This is a genomic window from Nocardiopsis terrae (genome assembly GCF_014651695.1).
Classification (GTDB): Bacteria; Actinomycetota; Actinomycetes; order Streptosporangiales; family Streptosporangiaceae; genus Nocardiopsis; species Nocardiopsis terrae.
On record NZ_BMXJ01000001.1, the window covers coordinates 494,281 to 512,875 of the forward strand.

Annotated in this window: 16 protein-coding genes; 11 read left to right on the plus strand and 5 right to left on the minus strand. The window is 72.0% G+C overall.

The annotated features are described in order from the left end of the window. Window positions 1-954, minus strand: a complete 954-nt coding sequence (locus tag IE195_RS02375; RefSeq protein ID WP_191267628.1) for a siderophore ABC transporter substrate-binding protein — start codon at window positions 952-954, stop codon at window positions 1-3. A 232-nt stretch (window positions 955-1,186) separates the two neighbouring features. Between IE195_RS02375 and IE195_RS02380 the strand changes: the two genes are divergently transcribed. Both IE195_RS02380 and IE195_RS02385 read left to right on the plus strand, forming a co-directional pair. Then, window positions 1,187-2,086 (plus strand): aminoglycoside phosphotransferase family protein, encoded by a 900-nt coding sequence (locus IE195_RS02380; RefSeq protein ID WP_191267633.1) that lies wholly within the window; start codon window positions 1,187-1,189, stop codon window positions 2,084-2,086. A 201-nt stretch (window positions 2,087-2,287) separates the two neighbouring features. Beyond that, window positions 2,288-2,557: a DUF397 domain-containing protein gene (locus IE195_RS02385; RefSeq protein WP_191267638.1), complete on the plus strand. Its 270-nt coding sequence runs from the start codon at window positions 2,288-2,290 to the stop codon at window positions 2,555-2,557. A gap of 178 nt (window positions 2,558-2,735) precedes the next feature. Here IE195_RS02385 and IE195_RS02390 read toward each other — a convergent pair whose 3' ends face one another. Next, window positions 2,736-3,614: an alpha/beta fold hydrolase gene (locus IE195_RS02390; RefSeq protein WP_191267642.1), complete on the minus strand. Its 879-nt coding sequence runs from the start codon at window positions 3,612-3,614 to the stop codon at window positions 2,736-2,738. Window positions 3,615-3,989: 375 nt separating this feature from the next. Here IE195_RS02390 and IE195_RS02395 point away from each other — a divergent pair, with 375 nt between their 5' ends. From IE195_RS02395 to IE195_RS02435, 9 genes are all read left to right on the plus strand, one after another. Next, entirely contained in the window at window positions 3,990-4,160 is a 171-nt protein-coding gene (locus IE195_RS02395; protein WP_191267645.1) for a hypothetical protein, read from the plus strand. 125 nt (window positions 4,161-4,285) lie between these two features. Further along, entirely contained in the window at window positions 4,286-7,159 is a 2,874-nt protein-coding gene (locus tag IE195_RS02400; protein WP_191267653.1) for a DUF4040 family protein, read from the plus strand. Next, the gene (locus IE195_RS02405) at window positions 7,156-7,464 is read left to right on the plus strand and encodes a sodium:proton antiporter (RefSeq protein WP_191267657.1); all 309 of its coding nucleotides are present in this window, start codon (window positions 7,156-7,158) and stop codon (window positions 7,462-7,464) included. The genes IE195_RS02400 and IE195_RS02405 overlap by 4 nt, the downstream gene beginning before the upstream one ends. After that, the gene (locus tag IE195_RS02410) at window positions 7,461-8,981 is read left to right on the plus strand and encodes a monovalent cation/H+ antiporter subunit D family protein (protein ID WP_191267659.1); all 1,521 of its coding nucleotides are present in this window, start codon (window positions 7,461-7,463) and stop codon (window positions 8,979-8,981) included. The genes IE195_RS02405 and IE195_RS02410 overlap by 4 nt, the downstream gene beginning before the upstream one ends. Next, window positions 8,978-9,355 carry a Na+/H+ antiporter subunit E gene (locus IE195_RS02415; protein WP_191267661.1) on the plus strand — a complete coding sequence of 126 codons (378 nt, stop codon included), beginning with the start codon at window positions 8,978-8,980 and terminating at the stop codon, window positions 9,353-9,355. The genes IE195_RS02410 and IE195_RS02415 overlap by 4 nt, the downstream gene beginning before the upstream one ends. Further along, on the plus strand, window positions 9,355-9,612 hold the full coding sequence (locus tag IE195_RS02420) for an MrpF/PhaF family protein (protein ID WP_191267663.1): 258 nt from the start codon (window positions 9,355-9,357) through the stop codon (window positions 9,610-9,612). Before IE195_RS02415 ends, IE195_RS02420 begins: the two co-directional genes overlap by 1 nt. Then, window positions 9,609-9,947, plus strand: coding sequence for a monovalent cation/H(+) antiporter subunit G (gene mnhG, locus IE195_RS02425; protein ID WP_191267672.1), 339 nt, complete (start codon window positions 9,609-9,611; stop codon window positions 9,945-9,947). The genes IE195_RS02420 and mnhG overlap by 4 nt, the downstream gene beginning before the upstream one ends. 310 nt (window positions 9,948-10,257) lie before the next feature. Further along, window positions 10,258-10,461: a cold-shock protein gene (locus IE195_RS02430; protein ID WP_191267677.1), complete on the plus strand. Its 204-nt coding sequence runs from the start codon at window positions 10,258-10,260 to the stop codon at window positions 10,459-10,461. A 253-nt stretch (window positions 10,462-10,714) separates the two neighbouring features. Further along, window positions 10,715-12,241: a DEAD/DEAH box helicase gene (locus IE195_RS02435; protein ID WP_191267683.1), complete on the plus strand. Its 1,527-nt coding sequence runs from the start codon at window positions 10,715-10,717 to the stop codon at window positions 12,239-12,241. Between the two features lie 152 nt (window positions 12,242-12,393). Here IE195_RS02435 and atzF read toward each other — a convergent pair whose 3' ends face one another. From atzF to IE195_RS02450, 3 genes are all read right to left on the minus strand, one after another. Further along, a complete protein-coding gene (gene atzF / locus IE195_RS02440) occupies window positions 12,394-14,097 on the minus strand; it encodes an allophanate hydrolase (RefSeq protein ID WP_191267693.1) in 1,704 nt (567 codons plus the stop codon). Beyond that, on the minus strand, window positions 14,097-17,756 hold the full coding sequence (gene uca / locus IE195_RS02445; protein ID WP_191267697.1) for an urea carboxylase: 3,660 nt from the start codon (window positions 17,754-17,756) through the stop codon (window positions 14,097-14,099). The genes atzF and uca overlap by 1 nt, the downstream gene beginning before the upstream one ends. A gap of 65 nt (window positions 17,757-17,821) precedes the next feature. Continuing rightward, a complete protein-coding gene (locus IE195_RS02450) occupies window positions 17,822-18,550 on the minus strand; it encodes a GntR family transcriptional regulator (protein ID WP_191267698.1) in 729 nt (242 codons plus the stop codon). Between the last annotated feature and the right edge of the window lie 45 nt (window positions 18,551-18,595).

Sequence of the window (18,595 nt, forward strand, 5' to 3'; positions counted from 1 at the left end):
CTAGGACAGGGCGTCTTCGATGACGTCCAGGGTGTTCAGGTGCGCCTGGATGCCGCCGACGAGGTAGATCTCCTCGGAGTTGAGGTGGATGATCTGGTCCTCCTGGGCCGCGGTGGTGCGGTCGACGAGGTCGTTGTCCAGGACCTGCTCGGCGGGGGCCGCGCCCTCCTCGCCGATGGCGCCGTCGCGGTCGATCACGTACAGCCAGTCGGGGTCGGCGTCGGCCAGGGCCTCGAAGGACAGGACCTCGCCGTGGCTGGCCTCCTCGCTGGTCACGTCGATGGCGGGCGTCAGGCCGAGGGCGTCGTAGAAGAAGCCGTAGCGGGAGCCGGGGCCGTAGGCGCTGATCTCGCCCGCTGAGGTGATGATGACCAGGCCGTCCCCGGAGTCGGCTACCTGCTCGCCGACCTCGGCGATGCGGGAGTCGAACTCGGCGACGAGCTCTTCGGCCTCGGTCTGCTTGTCGAAGACCTCGCCGTAGGCCAGGGCGCGGTCCTTCATGTCGCCCACCGTGTCACCGGCGAAGACGGTCATGTCGAGGGTGGGGGCGATCTCCTCCAGTTCGGGGATCGCTTCGGAGCTGCGGCCGCCCGCGATGATGAGGTCGGGGTCCATGCCCGCGACCGCCTCGAAGTCCGGTTCGAAGAGGGAGCCGACGTTCTCGACGTCGGGGTCCTCGACGTAGTCGGAGAAGAAGGAGGGGTAGGTCTCGGCGGAGGGGATGCCCGCGACCTCGACGCCGAGGGCGTCCAGGATGTCCAGCTGGGTGTTGTCGAAGACGACCACGGTCTCGGGGTTCGTGGCGACCTCGATGTCGCCGTTGAGGGCCTCGACGGTGACGGTCTCCGCGGCCGCCTCCGTACCCGCCCCGTCCGCGTCCTCTGCGGAGCAGCCCGCGAGGACCAGAGCCGAGACCGGCAGCAACGAGAACAGGGCGGCGGAACGTGGGGACACGGGGCACTCCAGGGGTCAGGAAGTGGGGGGATACTTCGGTAAGGCTTGGCTAAGTAAGGCAAGGCTAAAGTTACACACCCACCCGGAACGCCACAACGCCGCCCCCGAAGGTCACACCATCACCCCAGGCCACAACCGCAGCGGAAACCCGCACACCACGGGGATTCAGGCACGCGCCGGGGAACGGCGAACGTGACCCGGATCACCTCTTCGGCTCGCCGATACTGGGATCATGCGCACGCCCCCGGCCGAAGTGACCCCCACCCCCGGACTCGTCCGACGGCTCCTGCGCGAGCAGCACCCCGACCTCGCGGAACTGCCCGTCGCTCCCCTCGCCAACGGGTGGGACAACGTGCTGTTCGGCCTCGGCGAGCACCTGTGCGTCCGGATGCCCCGGCGCGCGGCCGCCGCCCAGCTCGTGCTGAACGAACAGCGGTGGCTGCCCGACATCGCCGAACGAGTGGGGGTCCCCGTTCCCGTGCCGCTGCGCACCGGACGCCCCGGCCACGGATACCCCTGGCACTGGTCGGTCAACCCCTGGTTCGGCGGCCGTGCCGCCGCCGAGGTCCCGCCCGCCGAGCGCGGAACCCTGGTGGAACCGCTCGCCCTGTTCCTGTCCCGACTGCACGTGCCCGCGCCCCGGGGCGCCCCCGAGAACCCGGTGCGGGGCGTACCCCTGCGCCAGCGCGACGGGCGGGTGCGCGAACGGCTCACCGGCCTCGACTCCCCGCACGCGGCCCCGCTCCTGGCCCAGTGGGAGGCGTTGGTCGACACACCCGGCTGGTCCGGGCCGCCGCTCTGGCTGCACGGCGACCTGCACCCCGCGAACATCCTGGTGGGCGACGGGCCGAACGGGCGGGCCGACCTGGCCGCCGTGATCGACTTCGGCGACCTGACCTCGGGTGACCCGGCCACCGACCTCGCCCTCGCCTGGCTGCTGTTCGAGGCCGGGGACCGGGCCCGGCTGCGCGCCCGCCTCGACCGGCTGTCCGGGATCGACGGGGACACCTGGAAGCGGGCCCGCGCCTGGGCGGTCAGCTTCGCCTCGGTACTCGCCACCAGCACCGACGACCACCCCGTGCTCGCCGCCGCCGGTGAGCACACCATCGGCCAACTGCTGGCGGAGGGGTAGTTCCGGGGCGGGTGGGGACGGTCCGGCCCGCTCCCGCCTCCACGGTGCGTGCCCCCCACCGGGCGCGGCACCGCGAGCACGGGCGCCCCGCCTTCCGGAACACCGAGTGGTCAGGGCTTCCGGGCACTCTTAAGCGCTGACGCGAGCGGGTACCCCGTTCCATACCCGGGGTACCCCCTTCCCTTCCCGAGGAGGCAGCGCGTGCGGTGGTTCGAGTCCAGCTACGGCGGCAGTGGCGGCGGCGACTGCGCCGAAGTGACCTGGCGTAAGAGCAGCTACTCCAACAGCACCGGCGGCGAGTGCGTCGAGGTCGGCTGGCACGGCTCCGGCCACACCGGCGGCCGGGGCAACTGCGTCGAGGTATCGGAGGAGCCGAGCGTCCTTGTTCGGGACACCCGCAACCGCCCGCTCGGGCACCTCGCCTTCGGCCCCTCCTCCTGGCAGCACCTCCTGCGAACCCTCGCCCGCTGAGCGCCCGGGCGGTTTTGGTCCCTCTATTCACGGTGATCTTGCTACCAGGGGCGATTTCGGCGCCGAACTTGCCCCTGGTAGCAAGATCACCGTGGTTGGGGTGGTTTCGGAAGCAGCGGGCACCGCCGGGCTCCGGCCCGACGGCAAGGCGACCAATCCGACCAGGAGCTGAGTCCGCTCAGCCGTCCGCTTCGGTCACCAGCGCCCGGACCTTCTCCGCGGACTCGTAGAGGGACAGGTGTCCGGCGCCCTCCAGGACCCGCAGTTCGGAACCGAGGAACCTGCGCACCGGGGCCTTCAGCCGGGACGGGGGGAAGAAGACGTCGTCCGAACCCGTCGCCGCCAGGACGTTCCCGCCCTGCCAGCGCAGCAGGGTCTCCAGGACCAGCGGGCCCGGAGCGAGGCTGGTCCGGCAGTGCCGACCGACCATCGTCATCCAGGCGGCGAACGGGTGGACGGGGTGCCGGAAGGCGGGGCCGCTCATGAAGTTGAGCAGCCTGGTGCTCTTGTCCTCGCGCGGGTTGATCATCCACGGCAGGGTGACCCGCATCAGCTCGGGGGAGGTCGCGACGCCGGTCAGACCGGCCGGGTTGACCAGCACCAACCCCTTGACCAGGTCACACGGCTGCGAGGCGAGGGCGACGGCGCCCCCGAGGGAGTGGCCGAGGACGATCGCCGGACGGTCCACCAGCTCCGGCAGCACCTCGTCGAGCCACGCCCCGTACGCCTGCGCACGGCTCCCCTTCGGGCGCAGCCCGCAACTGAGCCCCGGCTGCCCGGGGAGGTCGACCAGGACGACGTCGCGGTCCTCGGTCATGTCGGAGGCGGGCGAGGCGCTGAGCGCGCTGTTGAAGTTGGTTCCGCTGAGCACCACCACCGGGGCCCCGGAGCCACCCGACATCCGGAAGGCCCGGGTCGGCCCGAGGGAGGTGGAGATCTCGGCCACGGAGCTCAGGTCCGGGTACTCGTCGAGCCGGTCCCGACACCAGCCGCGGACGATCCTCTCCGCGGACTCGGATCGGTAGACACGCGCACCGTGGAGTGCGGTCTCCGGCATGGGGCACCTGGTTTCGGGTAGGGACGGACATCTTCGCCGACCAGTCTTCCCCGCCCACCGGTCGGGGATGTGCGTCCGGGACCGGCTTCGGGCCGGTTACGGGCGTCCCGCACGCACGGCCTGTCGGCGACAGGTCATAGTAGCTGTTCAGGGACTATATTGGACAGGACTTTCGCGTGTCGGTGCCGGTCCGTTCCCCGATCGGGCCCGATGGCCGAAAACTGGACAGAACTGCCCCTATACACGAATATGGGCGCGGCGCCGCGCGCGCCATCTGCCCACATCGACAAGTATGGGCGCGGCGCTGCACGCGCCAAAAGGTGTGCCGGGAAGACTGGTCGGCGTCCCTACGACCCATACCCCGGAGCCCACCACATGACCCGGAACCATACACCCCTCCCGACCGCGCTGCGCCGAAGCCGCTTCGGAGAGCGGCACAGGCTTCCGGCCGGAAACCGCCGCCCGCTCGGCACCAACGGCTACACCAACGCCTGGGGCACCAACGCCCACGGCGAACTCAGCTCCTGTCCACCGGGACCCGGTTGACCGCGCCCCCGTCGGCGCCGTCCCGAAACCGCTCCTACCCGTGTCGCCGCGCGGACCGCATCGGACGCCCTCCCGGGCGCCGTGACACCAGTCCGCGCGGCGCCAGGCTGTGAAAGGACAGTGGCGTGGTGCTGCTGATTCTCCTCATCGTGCTCGCCGTGACCGTCGCGAGCACACCCTTACTGGACAGGCTGTTGGGCCGGAACGCCGGCTGGCCGATCGCCGCGGTGTTCCTCGGTCTGACCCTGCTGGTGGCCGCGCAGGCCCCCCAGGTGCTGGGGTCCGGGGAGCCCCTGGAGTTCTCCCGACCGTGGATGCCGCAGATCGGGGTCGAACTCCACCTGCGCATGGACGGACTCGGCTGGCTGTTCACCATGCTGGTCACCGGGATCGGTGCGCTGATCATGGCGTACTCGACCCGGTACTTCCCGCCGAGGCGCAGGTTCGGCTTCTACTTCCTGATGACCCTCTTCGCCACGGCGATGTCGGGTCTGGTCCTGGCCGACGACGTCGTGCTGCTCTTCGTGTTCTGGGAGCTCACGACGATCGCGTCGTTCTACCTGATCGGCCTGTCGGGGCCCTCGGCCAGCCGCCCGGCGATCCGCACCTTCCTGCTCACCGCCATGGGCGGACTCGCCCTGCTCGCGGCGGCCGTGCTGCTCATCGTGCGCACCGGGACCTCCCAGCTCAGCGTGATCCTGGCGGACACCTCGTGGACCGAGGACACCGGGTTCGTGTCGCTGGTGGCGGTGCTCGTCGCCGTCGCGGTGTTCACCAAGTCGGCCCAGTTCCCGTTCCACTACTGGCTGCCCGACGCCATGGCGGCGAGCACACCGGTCAGCGCCTACCTGCACGCCGCGGCGATGGTCAAGGCCGGGATCTACCTGGCCATGCGGTTCACCCCGGCCTTCGGCGACCTGCTGCTGTGGAACACCCTGCTCATCGTCCTCGGTCTGACCACGGCGGTGGTCGGGGCGGTCTTCGCGCTGCAACAGCACGACCTGAAGCGGCTCGCCGCCTTCTCCACCGTGAGCCAGTTGGGCTTCCTCGTCGCGGTCATCGGTGTGGGAACCCCCGAGGCCCTGGTCGCCGCGGCCGTGCACACCGTCGCGCACGCCCTGTTCAAGTCGGCGCTGTTCATGTCGGTCGGCCTGGTGGACATCCAGGCCGGCACCCGCGACCTGCGCCAGCTCGGCGGCCTGCGCAGGCGGATGCCGGTCACCGCGGCCCTGGCCGCGCTGGCCGCGCTGTCCATGGCGGGCATCCCGCCGCTGCTCGGCTTCATCAGCAAGGAGAACCTGTTCGAGGCGTTCCTGCACGCGCCCGGCCCGGCCTGGTTCGGTCCGGTGGCGGGCGCCGCCGCGGTCGGTGCCGCGGCCTTCACCTTCGCCTACTCGTTCCGGTTCGTGTACGGGGCGTTCTGGGGCGAGCCCCGGGGCGACGCGGAGGAACGCACCGCCTCGGAGGCGCGCCCCAGCTTCTGGCTCCCCGCCATGACCGCCTCCCTCGGCGGTGTGCTGCTCGGCCTGACCGTGCCGATCCTGGACACGATGGTCAACGAGGTCGCCCTGAACGCCACCCACGAGGCCGCCGACGCGCACCTGCTGCTGTGGCACGGCCTCAACGCCGCCCTGGGCATGTCCGCCGCGGCCGTCGGCCTCGGTGCGCTGCTGGCCTGGCGGAGCCGTTCCGGCGACGCCCTGGCCGGACGCGACCTCGTACCGGTCACCGGGGTGTGGATCTTCGAGTTCCTGCACGAGGGGATCGTCCGGGTGGGCAGGCGGACCGGTGACCTCACCCGGACCGACTCCCCCGCGTTCCACCTGGGGGTACCGGTCGTCCTCATCATCGCGCTGGCCTCGGTCGTCGCGGTGGTCGGCCTGGACCTCCCGCCGGTGGCCGGGCAGACCGCCATGGGTCTGGACTGGCTCCTGGTGGGCCTGATGGCCGTGGCCGTCGGCGCGGCCGTGGTCACCCGCTCCCGGATGGCGGGGCTGGCGCTGGTCGGCGTCGCCGGGTTCACCGTCGCCCTGTGGCTGTTCTTCCTGGGCGCCTTCGACGTCGCCCTCACCCAGCTCCTGGTGGAGATCCTGACCGTGGTCGTCGCCGTGCTGGTGCTGCGGCGCCTGCCCAAGAAGTTCCACCGGGTGAAGCGGAGCCGCACCGCGCTGACCGCCGTCATCGCGATCGGCGCCGGGCTCACCGCGGCCGTGGGCGCCTACGCCCTGACCGGACGCCGGGAGATATCCGCCGCGGGCGAGTACTTCCTGGGCAACGCCCCGGAGGACACCGGCGGAACCAACGTGGTCAACACCATCCTTGTGGACTACCGGGCGCTGGACACCTTCGGCGAACTGGTGGTGCTGGGCGTCGCCGGGCTGATCATCATCGCGGTGCTGCACTCCAGCGGCCTGCTGCCGGTGCACAGCTCCCGCCGGGTGGTGGTGGGCGGGACCAACGCCGCCTACCCGCCGGAGGACAACACCGTGCTGATGCGCACGGTCGGCCGCTTCCTGATGCCGCTCCTGGTCCTGTGGTCCGTGTACCTGCTGTTCCGCGGACACAACGAGCCGGGCGGCGGCTTCATCGCCGGACTCGTGGGCGGTTCGGGCTTCGCCCTGCTTTACCTGGCTGCCCCGAGCGACGACAGGGCACGCATCCGGCTCGCCTACCCCGCGATCATCGGGGCGGGCGTCCTGGTGGCCGCGTTCTCCGGGTTCCTCGGCTACGCGGACGGGTCGTTCCTCAAACCGCTGCACGCCGAGATCCCGCTGGCCTGGGGCGGATACTTCCACTTCACCACCGCGCTCGTCTTCGACGTCGGCGTCTACCTGGCGGTGGTGGGCGTACTGCTCACGGCGCTCAACGAGCTCGGCCTCGAACGGGGGGAGGGCTCGGTCCGGGAACCCGAGGGGTTCCGGACGGACCGTCCCTCGGCCCAGGCGTCCGGCGACGACGCACCCGCCCTGGACGGCTCCACCACCGGAGGTAACCGATGACCCTCGCCATCACCATCGGCATCATGGTCGCCGGGGGCGTCTACCTGATGCTCCAGCGCGGCATGGTGCGCATCGTGCTCGGCCTCGTCCTGCTGGGACACTCCGTCAACCTGCTGATCATGTCGGCGGGCGGCGTGTTCCGCCGGGACCTTCCCCTGCTCCAGTTCGGTACCGCGCTCACCGCGGGCGACCCGCTCCCGCAGGCGTTCGTGCTGACCGCGATCGTGATCGCCTTCTCGATCGCGATCTACATGCTCACGCTCGCCGCGTCCGGTAGCGACGACGACACCGAGGACGCCTCATGAACACCTCGTTGCTTCCTCTCTTCGTCGCGGTCCCACTGGTGTCCGCGGGGCTGCTGATCGTACTGGGCGGCCCCCTGTGGCTGCGCCGGACGCTGCTGCTCGCACCGAGCTCGGCGGCCCTGCTGGCCAGTACCGGGTTGATCTGGCTCACCCGGGACGGGGCCGTGTTCGCCCACAACGTGGGCCTGTGGCAGGACGGGATCGCGATCCCGTTCGTCGCGGACGTCCTCAGCGCCCTGATGCTGTGGACCACCTCGCTCCTGGCCCTGGTGTGCTCGGCCTTCGCGATCGCCACCGGGGACGACCGGCGACCCTTCTTCGCCACGCTGGTCCTGGTGCTGACAGCGGGTGTGTCCGGTGCGCTGCTCACCGGCGACATCTTCAACATGTTCGTGTTCATCGAGGTCATGCTGCTGCCCTCGTACGGACTGCTGGCGATGCTCGGCGCCCTGGGACGGCTGCGGGCCGGACGGATCTACGTCACCGTCAACCTGCTGACGTCCACGATCTTCCTCGCGGGGGTCGCGCTGGTCTACGCCTCCGCCGGGACCGTGCACCTGGGCGAGCTCGCCGGAGCCGCCAAGGAGGACCCGGCGGTCGCGGTCGGCGCGGGCGTGGTCATCCTCGCCCTGTCGATCAAGGCCGCGGTCGTCCCGGTGCACGGCTGGCTGGCCCGTACCTACCCGGCCGCCTCCCCCGCCGTCACCGCCCTGTTCTCCGGTCTGCACACCAAGGTGGCGATCTACGCGATCTACCGCCTGTACGCGATGATCTTCGACGGGGACGCGAAGTTCCTCTGGATCGGAGTGGTCGCCTTCACCCTGACCATGGTCATCGGTGTGCTGGGCGCGGTCGGCGAGAACACGACCCGCTCGATCCTGGTGTTCCACATGATCAGCCAGATCGGTTACATCCTGCTGGGTGTGGCCCTGTTCACCGAGCTGGGGCTCATGGCGGGCATCTTCTACCTGATCCACCACATGATCGTGAAGGCGTCCCTCTTCCTGTCGACCGGGGCGATCGAGCACACCTACGGGACCGGGGCGCTGGACCGGCTCGGCGGTATCGCCCAGCGGGAGCCGCTGCTGGCCCTGGTGTTCATGGGTGCGGCGCTCTCCCTGGCGGGGCTGCCGCCGTTCTCCGGATTCGTCGCCAAGCTGACCCTGGTCACGGCAGCGGTCGACGACGCGCAGTGGACAGCCGTGGCCGTGATGATCGCGGTCAGCCTCATCACGCTGATGTCCATGCTGAAGATCTGGGGCGGCGTGTTCTGGGGCAGGGAACCGAAACCGCACGAGCTGCCGGAGCCCGCGGTCGTCGGCGCCGACGGCTCCGTCGCCACCCGGACCACCGTGCCCGTGAAGATCCGGCCCGCGCTGATCGCTCCGGGCCTGGTCCTGACAGCCACGACCCTGTGCATCGGCCTCGGCGCCCAGGTCCTGCTCGACCTGAGCGCGCAGGCCGCCGCGGGGCTCATGGACACCTCCGGATACGTCGAGGCGGTGCTGGGACGATGACCCATCTGATGTGGGCGCTGCGAGTGCTCCGGTTCCCCTTCTACGCGGGCTGGGAGATCATCAGGACCTCCTTCGAGGTGATGTGGGACATCGTCACCCCGGGGAGCGCCTCGACCCCGGCCTTCGTCGAGGTACCGATCCGCTGCGGAAGCGACCTGGAAACCACCATGCTGGCCAACCTGATCTCCCTGACCCCGGGGACGGTGACCGTGGCCGTGCGCCGTGCACCCGCCACTCTGTGGGTGCACGGGCTGTACGTGAAGGACCGGGCGTCCTTCCTGGAGGGGATCCGCGAGATGGAGAACCACATCCTCGCGGCCACCCGGCTGACGGGGCCCCCGGAGAGCGCCCCGGCCGAGGGGGGACGGAACTGATGCACTACATCGACATCGGCCTGGCCGCGATCGTGCTGGCGATGGCCATCGCCACGTACCGCATCCTGACCGGCCCCTCGGCCGCGGACCGGGGCGCCGCCTCCGACGTGGTCTTCTTCGGTTTCGTGGGGCTGGTCGCCATGCTCGGCTACCGCCTGGACACCGAACTGGTCGTGGACATCGTCCTGGTGAGCGCACTGGTCGGTTTCCTGGCCGCCCTGTCCCTGGCCCGCCTGATCACCGGAGGTAAGCGATGAACGCGTTGGACGTCGCCGGGATCGTCTGCATGACCGCGGGGGCCCTGGTGTTCCTGGTGGGCTCGATCGGCCTGCTCCGGCTCCAGGACTTCTACGCCCGGCTCAGCGGGGTCAGCATCGCCGGCGCGCTGGGCACGGCCCTGCTCCTGCTCGGTCTGCTGCTGCACTACCCGACCGTGGACAACGCGATCAAGATCGGCCTGGCCCTGCTCATCCAGTTGGCCACGGCGGCGGTGGGCGGCAACGCCATCGCCCGCGCCGGTTACCTGGTCGGGGTGAAACCCACCGAGAAAACGCAGTTCGACGACCTCGCCGCCACGGAGAAGGACGGCTAGACACTCCGGCGGGCAGCGGTGGGCCCCCTCGTGTCCGAGCGGACGCGACGGGGCCCATCCGCGTCCGGGAACCCCGTCCAACTGGGAAAACCCGGGTGAACACCTTCGGGGCCCCGATCGTTACCACGTTCGACGGTGCCTTGTGACACACCCCGATTATCCGCAGGATCGGAAACCCTGTGCTAGGTTGAATGAAGTTGCAGTCGTGATACCCGTTTGGATTTACATCGTTTTCGGGTGATCACCGCGGTGACGGGAAAATCGTCAGACCGCGGTTTTCTTAACATGCTCCCGAGCGAGAGGTACATCCATGGCTACTGGCAAAGTCAAGTGGTTCAACGGCGACAAGGGCTTCGGCTTCATCGAGCAGGACGGCGGCGGCGCTGACGTCTTCGCCCACTACTCGGCGATTCAGGCCAACGGCTACCGCGAGCTCGCGGAAGGCCAGGCCGTCGAGTTCGACGTCACCCAGGGCGCCAAGGGTCTCCAGGCTGACAACATCACCCTGATCTGACCGAACACGCCCTAAGGCTGTTCAGACGGCAGGGGCCCGCCCTCAGGGCGCAGGGCCCCTGTCCGTTTTACTGTTTCCAGGACCGGATTTCTGGCCGTCGTTCTCCGACTGGCACCGGTTCAACCGCCACGACCCCGGGATTTCCGTGCGGGCCGTGGATCTCTATGCATTTCCTCCGGCGCACACCCGGTGCCACAGGCCGAAGCCCCCAGGGGTTTCCCGCCCGGCAAGCGCCGTCGGCGAAAGGTCTTACATGAACCATCCTCGCGCCAACACGCGTCACGGCCGTCCCTCCGGCGGTCCCGGCGGTTTCAACCGTCAGCGCCCCCGCCGTTCCTTCGACGGCCCCCGCGGCGGCTATCAGGGCCGTTCCGGCGGCGGCCGCTCCGGCGGTGAGTTCGCGCTCCCCGTCACCGTCAACCCCGGGCTCGACCCGGTGGACGACTTCCAGAACCTGGAGATGCCCGCGCCGCTGAAGTCGACGCTGACCCGCCAGGGCCTGACCACCCCGTCCGCGATCCAGGCGGCCACCCTGCCGAACTCGCTGGCCGGACGCGACGTCCTGGGCCGCAGCCAGACCGGTTCGGGCAAGACGCTCGCCTTCGGCCTGGCCCTCCTGGCCCGGCTCGACGGCCGCAGCGCGAACGAGCACCGCCCCATGGCCGTGGTCCTCGCGCCGACCCGCGAGCTCGCCCAGCAGGTCACCGACTCCCTCACCCCCTACGCCCGTTCGGTGCGGGTGCGCATGGCCACCGTGGTGGGCGGCATGCCCATCCACCGCCAGGCCCGCGCCCTGCGCCAGGGCGTCGAGCTGCTCGTGGCCACCCCGGGCCGCCTGCGCGACCTGATGGAGCGCGGCGACTGCGTCCTGGACGAGGTCGAGGCCGTCGTCCTGGACGAGGCCGACCAGATGACCGACATGGGCTTCATGCCGCAGGTCACCGCGATCCTGGAGCAGGTGCCGGCCGACGGCCAGCGCATGCTCTTCTCGGCCACCCTGGACCGGAACGTGGACCAGCTGGTCCGCCGCTTCCTCAACGACCCGGTGGTCCACTCGGTCGACCCGTCCGAGGGCGCCGTCTCCACGATGGAGCACCACGTCCTGCACGTGGCGCACGCGGACAAGATGTCCACCGCCACCCACATCGCGGCGCGCGAGGGCCAGGTCCTGATGTTCCTGGACACCAAGCACGCGGTGGACCGGATGGCCCAGCACCTGCTGAACAGCGGCGTCCGGGCGGCTCCGCTGCACGGCGGCCGGTCCCAGCCCCAGCGCACCCGCACCCTCAAGCAGTTCAAGGAGGGCACGGTCACCGCGCTGATCGCCACGAACGTCGCCGCCCGCGGCATCCACGTGGACGGTCTGGACCTGGTCGTGAACATCGACCCGCCCACGGACCACAAGGACTACCTGCACCGCGGCGGCCGCACCGCCCGCGCCGGTGAGTCCGGCAACGTGGTCACCCTCGTGACGCCCAACCAGCGCCGCGAGATGACCCGCCTGATGCACCGCGCCCGGATCGAGGCGCAGACCGCCCAGGTGAACGCCGACGACCCGGAGCTGGCCCGCGTGACCGGGGCCCGCACCCCGACCGGTGTACCGGTGTCCCTGCCGAGCGAGCCCCGCCGGGAGAACCGTCAGCGCGGCCCGCGCGGCGGCGGCTACGGCGGCTCCCGCGGCGGCGGCTACGGCGGCTCGCGCGGCGGCTACGGCGGCGGCGGTCCCCGTGGGGGCTCGTCCTCCCGCGGACGCCGTCCCCGTCCGGCCGCGCAGGCCTAGCCAACGGCAGTAGCAGTCACGGAGCCCCGTCACCCCTTCGCGGGTGGCGGGGCTCCGTCGTGTCCCGGGGCGTCTCACACCGCGGCGGGTCCGGCCCCGCGCAGGCCGGGCAGCCCGAGCGAAGCGCTGGGTCGGGAACCGCCCTGCCGCAGTCAGTCCCGCAGGGACTCCCGGTAGGCCGGCCAACCGCCGTGGCGGGTGATGTCCTCGGCGCCCTCGGCCGCGGCCGGTTCGCAGCCGAAACCGACCACGGTCCGCCCGTCGGCGAGGGTGACGGCGCCGAGCGACATCGGGGCGGGAAGCGCCGCCAGGAACGTGCCCAGTCCGGCCGGGGAGATCGACCACACCTCGCAGCGCAGTGCCGAACCCCCGCCGTTCACCCGCAGCAGCCCGGGTTTGGGCGGCGTCGTCGCCAGAGCCACCATCCGGTAGTCCCCGCTGGTCGCGGTCGCCTCCACGAACCTGGCGCCCAGCTCGGTGAGCTGGTGGTTGAGCGGCTGTCCGCGCAGGTGCGCGCCGAACACCGCCAGCTCCACCCCGGTGCCGGGCAGCGCCTGAACGGGCTCCCCGCCGGTGATCAGCCCGGCCAGGTCCAGGGCCGCCTGGTCCTCGAAGGCGGGGGCGACCACGGTGACCCCGAACGTGTGGCCGTCGGCGGTTCCGGCGGGGACGGCGACCGCCGCCAGGTCGAGCAGGTTGACGAAGTTGGTGTAGGTGCCCAGGCGCGAGTTCTCACCCACCGGGTCGGCCGCCACCTCGGCCAGCGTCGGGTGGCCCACCGTAGTCGGCACCAGCAGCCCGTCGAACCCGTCCAACAGCTCCCGGGCCAGGGACCGGTACCCGGCCAGCCGGTGCTGGTCGGCGGCGAGCCGGGTGGCGGGCAGCTCGGCGGCGGCCAGGATGATCCCGGCGACGGTGGGGTCGGTGTACGGGGAGTCGCGGTGCTCCGCCAGGAACGCGCCCACCGCCGCGTACCGCTCGGCGACCAGGGCCCCGTCGTAGAGCAGCCGGGCCGCCTCCAGCAGCGGGGCGATGTCCACCTCCTCGACCTGGACCCCCGCGCCGGTCAGGGCGGCCACCGCCGTCCGGAAGGCCTCCCGTTCCCCGTCGCTGAGCGGGGCCAGCCCGTCCGCGTCCGGGACCGCCGTCCGTGCCGGGTTCCGGGGGGCCAGGCGCACGTCGGCGGGCCAGTCACGGCTGGCCGGGTCCCGGGGGTCGGGGCCGGTCATCACCTTCAGGGCCCGCTGGCCGGCGGCCAGGTCCCGGGCGAACACGGTCACACAGTCGTACGGTTCGGCGGCGGGCACGACCCCGGTGTTGGGCACCAGGCCCAGGGTGGGTTTGAGGCCGACGAGGCCGTGCAGGGCGGCGGGCACCCGGCCGGATCCGGCGGTGTCGGTGCCCAGGGCGACGTCGGCGATTCCCAGCGCCACCGCCACGGCCGAGCCCGAGCTGGACCCCCCGGAGATCCGGGTGGGGTCGAGGGCGTTGCGGACCGCGCCGTAGGGGCTGCGGGTCCCCACGAGCCCGGTGGCGAACTGGTCCAGGTTGGTCTTGCCGAGTACCAGCGCCCCGGCGCCCGTCAGGCGTCGCACGGCGGTCGCGCTCACCTCGGGGGTGTACGCGAAACCCGGATGCCCGGCGGTGGTGGGCAGGCCCGCGACGTCGATGTTGTCCTTGACCGCCACCAGGGTGCCCGCCAGCGGCAGCTCCTCCCCCGAGGCCAGGCGCTCCTCCAGCGCCTCGGCCTCCGCCGACAGCTCCTGTTCGGGGCGCAGCGCGATCCAGACCTCCGGCCGGTCGGCCTCGGTGATCCGGCGGTAGGCGGCGCGGACCCTTTCGGTGGGTGCGGGCATCAGGCGGTCTCTCCTTCGGTGATGACGGCCAGGGGGTGCCCCGGGTCCAGGTGCTGGCCCGGGCTGACGAGGACCTCGGCGACGGTCCCGTCCCCGGGCGCCCGGACCACCACCTCCAGCTTCATGGCCTCCAGCCGGACGACGGGCTGACCCTCCCGGACAGTCTCGCCCGGTTGCACGTCCACCTTCCAGACACTCGCGGACAGCGGTGCCTCCACCAGGGACGCGCCCGGCGGCAGGTCCGGTCCCCCGGCGGGCGCGACCGGCTCGGGTTCGGGCCGGTCCTCGAACTCGCCCGCCTCCTCCCAGCGCCGCCGCTCGGCCTCGAAGGCGGTGGCCTGACGGCTCTCGAACTCCGCGATGGAGTCGGCGTTCTCCGCCAGGAAGCGCTCGTGGTCGGCGAGGACGAACTCGCCCTCGGCGACCTCCGGTTCGTGGCGTCCGGCGAGCAGGTCGGCGCGGATGTCCAACAGTTCCTGATGCCCGACCGGGTACCAGGTGATCCGGTCGAAGAACCGCAGCAGCCAGGGGGTGCCGGGCTCGAACCGCCCGTACTGGCGCAGGCCGGACCAGATCGGCACGGTACGCCCGATGAGCTGGTAGCCGCCCGGGCTCTCCATCCCGTACACGCACAGGTAGGCGCCGCCGATACCCACACCGGCCTCGGGGGTCCAGGTGCGCGCGGGGCTGTACTTGGTGGTGACCAGCCGGTGCCGGGGGTCCAGCGGGGTGGCGGCGGGCGCGCCCAGGTACACGTCGCCCAGGCCCAGCACGAGGTAGGAGGCGTCGAAGACGATGTCGCGGACCTGGTCGACGCTGTCGAGGCCGTTGATGCGTCGGATGAACTCGATGTTGTCGGGGTTCCAGGGCGCGTCGTCGCGCACCCCGGTCCCGTAGCGGGCGATGGCCTCGTGGATGGAGGGGTCGTCGAAGGACATCGGCAGGTGCAGGGTACGGCTGGGCACCCGCAGCCGGGAGGTCGGCGGCAGCTGCGCCTCGATCTCCTGGAGCAGGCCCAGGAGCGTGCGCAGCGGCAGGACCTCGGGGTCGGTGTGCAGGTGCAGGGAGCGCACACCCGGGGTGGTGTCCACGATGCCTCGGGGTGCGGCCCGGTCCAGGGCCGCCATCAGCGCGTGGACTCGCATGCGCAGGCCCAGGTCCAGGACCATCGGCCCGTACTCGACGAGGAGGTTGTCGTGTCCGCCGCGCCGGTAGGTGACCTCCGGGGTGCCCTCGCCCGCGGGGACGCGGGCCAGCACGCCGTCGTCGCCGTCGGATCCGCTGCCGCGCAGCAGGGCGGCGGCCGCGGGTTCGGTGTGCAGCCGTTCGGCGGCGGCCTCGGTGACCGGGTGGAACCGGACGGTGTCGCCGGGGCGGAGCTGGCCGATCTTCCACCGGGCGCCGGTGACCGCGGTGACCGGGCAGACGAACCCGCCGAGGCTGGGGCCGTCGGGGCCCAGGAGCACGGGGGTGTCGCCGGAGAGGTTGACCGCGCCGACGGAGTAGGCGGTGTCGTGCACGTTGGAGGGGTGCAGCCCGGCCTGGCCGCCGTCGGGGCGGGCCCAGGTCTGTTTGGGGCCGGACAGGCGGACGCCGTTGCGGGCGGACTGCGGATGGACCCGCCAGGCGGTGGCGTAGAAGTCGGCGAGGCCGTCGCGGGTGAGGAACTCGGGTGCCGCGTGCGGGCCCTCGGAGACCTCGATGTCCCAGTGGACGCCGTCACCCGTCCCGGCCCCGCCCCGGCCGGACGCGGGGAAGGCGGGGCGGTCGGCCTCCGGGACCGGGCGCGGTTCCGCGGTACCCTCCGGGGAACCGGAGGCGGGTCGGCCGGTACCGGCACCGTTCGCCGCGGGGCGGAGCACGTCGCCCGGGCGCAGGGCGCGGCCCGCGTGCCCGCCGTACTCCCCCGCGGTGAACGTGGAGGCGCTGCCCAGGTACTCGGGGACGTCCAGGCCGCCGCGGAACAGCACGTAGGTGCGCATGCCCGGTCCGGTGGCGGGGCCGACGTCGAGCAGCGCGCCCGCGGGCACCCGCACCGGTTCCCACTGCGGCACCGGGTCGCCGTCCACGGTGACGTCGGCGGGGGCGCCGGTCACGCACACGGTCGCGGCGTGGGTGAAGCGCAGCGCCGGACCCTCCATGGTGCACTCCAGGCCCGCCGTCCCCTCGGGGTTGCCCAGGGCGGTGTTGCCCAGGCGCAGTGACAGGTCGTCCACGGCTCCCGACGGGGGCACGCCGACCTGCCAGTATCCGGTGCGGCCCGGGAAGTCCTGGACGGTGGTGAGGGTACCCGCGCGCTCCACCTCGATGCGCGGTTCGGGGTCGCCGACGGTCGCGCAGGTGGCGGTGGTGTGGGTGGCCGCGCGGACCCGCGGGTGGGCGGTCAGGGCGCGCAGCAGGCCCAGGTTGGTCTGCACCCCGTCGATCCGTACCCGGGCCAGGGCGCGGCCGAGCCGGTCCAGCGCGTCCGCGCGGTCCTCGCCGCGCACGATCACCTTGGCGAGCATGGGGTCGTAGTCGCTGGTCACCCGCTGGCCGGTCTCCACCCAGCCGTCCACCCGGACGTCGGCGGGCACCTCCACCCGGGTGAGCAGGCCGGAACTGGGCCGGAAGTCGTGGGCGGGGTCCTCGGCGTACACGCGGGCCTCGACGGCGTGGCCGGTGCGGGCCGGTCCCCGGGGCGGGACGTCGGAGAGCACGTCCTCGCCGCGGGCCAGGCGCAGCATCCAGGCGACCAGGTCGATCCCGGCGATCTCCTCGGTGACCGGGTGTTCGACCTGGAGCCGGGTGTTGACCTCCAGGAAGGAGGCCTCCCCGCGTTCGACGTCGTAGACGAACTCCACCGTCCCGGCGCTGCGGTAGGACACCCCGGCGCACAGTTCGCGGGCGGTGCGGTGGAGTTCGGCGCGCAGGGCGTCGGGCAGGTCGGGGGCGGGGGCCTCCTCCACGACCTTCTGGTTGCGGCGCTGGAGCGAGCAGTCGCGGTCCCCGAGGGTCACCACGTTGCCGTGGCCGTCACCGAAGACCTGCACCTCGATGTGCCGGGCCTCGGCCACGAAGCGTTCCACGAACACGCCGCCGTCACCGAAGTGCGTCCGCGCCATCCGGCTGACCTGGTCGAAGGCGGAGCGCAGGGAGTCCTCGTCGAAGCAGGGGCGCAGACCGATCCCGCCGCCGCCCGAGGTGGACTTGAGGATCACCGGGTAGCCGATGCGCTCGGCGGCCCGCACCGCCTGCCCGGCGTCGGGGAGGATCTCGCTGCCCGCGACCATGGGCAGGCCGGCCGCGGCCGCGGCCTTGCGGGCGGTGTGCTTGTCGCCGAACTCCTCCAGGTGACGGGGCTCGGGTCCGACGAACACGAGTCCGGCGGCCTCCACGGCGTGCGCGAACTCCGCGCTCTCGGACAGGAACCCGTAACCCGGGTGGACGGCGCCGGCCCCGGTCGCGGCGGCCGCGGCGAGGACGCGTTCGATGTCGAGGTAGCTCCGGGCGGCGGGTGCCGGGCCGAGGCGGACGGCCTCGTCGGCCATCCGGGTGTGCGGCGCGCCCGCGTCGGCGTCGGAGTAGACGGCGACGGTGCGCAGGCCCGTCTCCCGGGCGGAACGGATGATGCGGCAGGCGATCTCGCCGCGGTTGGCGACGAGCACGGAGTCGAACACGGGGCTCTCCCTCGGGTCGGAGGCTGGGGCTGGCGGTCGGGAGCGCGGGAGGTGCGGCGAAGGGGTCAGAGGCGGTCGGTGTGCAGAGCCATCCGGGTCAGGGCCCGGCGGGCCCGTTCGAGCACGACCGCCATGGACGCGCCCACGTGTTCGTGCAGGGCCCGGTAGGCGGAGTCGAGTTCGTCGGCGCGCAGGTGCTCGACGATCCGGACGTGCTCGGTGATGGTCGAGGTGATCCGGTCCTCGGTGAGGAAGTCGTACATGCGCACGCGGCGGATCCGCTGGTTGACGGAGACCAGCGACGCGGTGAGGGCGGCGTTTCCGGAGGCCCGGGACAGAGCGGCGTGGAACTCCTCGTCGAGGAGGACGAACGAGGGGTCGGGCGCGGGCGGGTCGGCGCGCAGCTTCTCCCAGCGCTCCAGTTCGTCGTTGAGGATCCGCGGGTCGTGCCGGATGGTGCGGTCCTCCACGGCGCGGGCGATACCGCGGAGTTCGAGGGTGACCCGGAGCTCGTAGAGGTCGCGCAGCTCGGCGAGGTCGGGGACGGTGACGTAGAAGCCGTTGTCGCGGCGTTCGACCAGGCCGTCGGAGTGGAGCCGGGCCAGGGCCTCGCGGACGGGGGTGCGGGAGACCCCGAAGCGTTCGGCGAGCCGGACCTCGCCCAGGCGGGTGTAGGGCGTGACGCGGCCGCTCAGCACCTCCTCGCGCATGAGGGCGTGGACCCGGTCTCGGCGGGAGACCGCGGTGTTCCCGGTTCCGGCCGGGTCGGGCCGCGTATACAGCGGTGTGTCCATGGGCCCAGACGCTAGGAAGCGCTTGTTTCACCGGGCCTGTCGCCG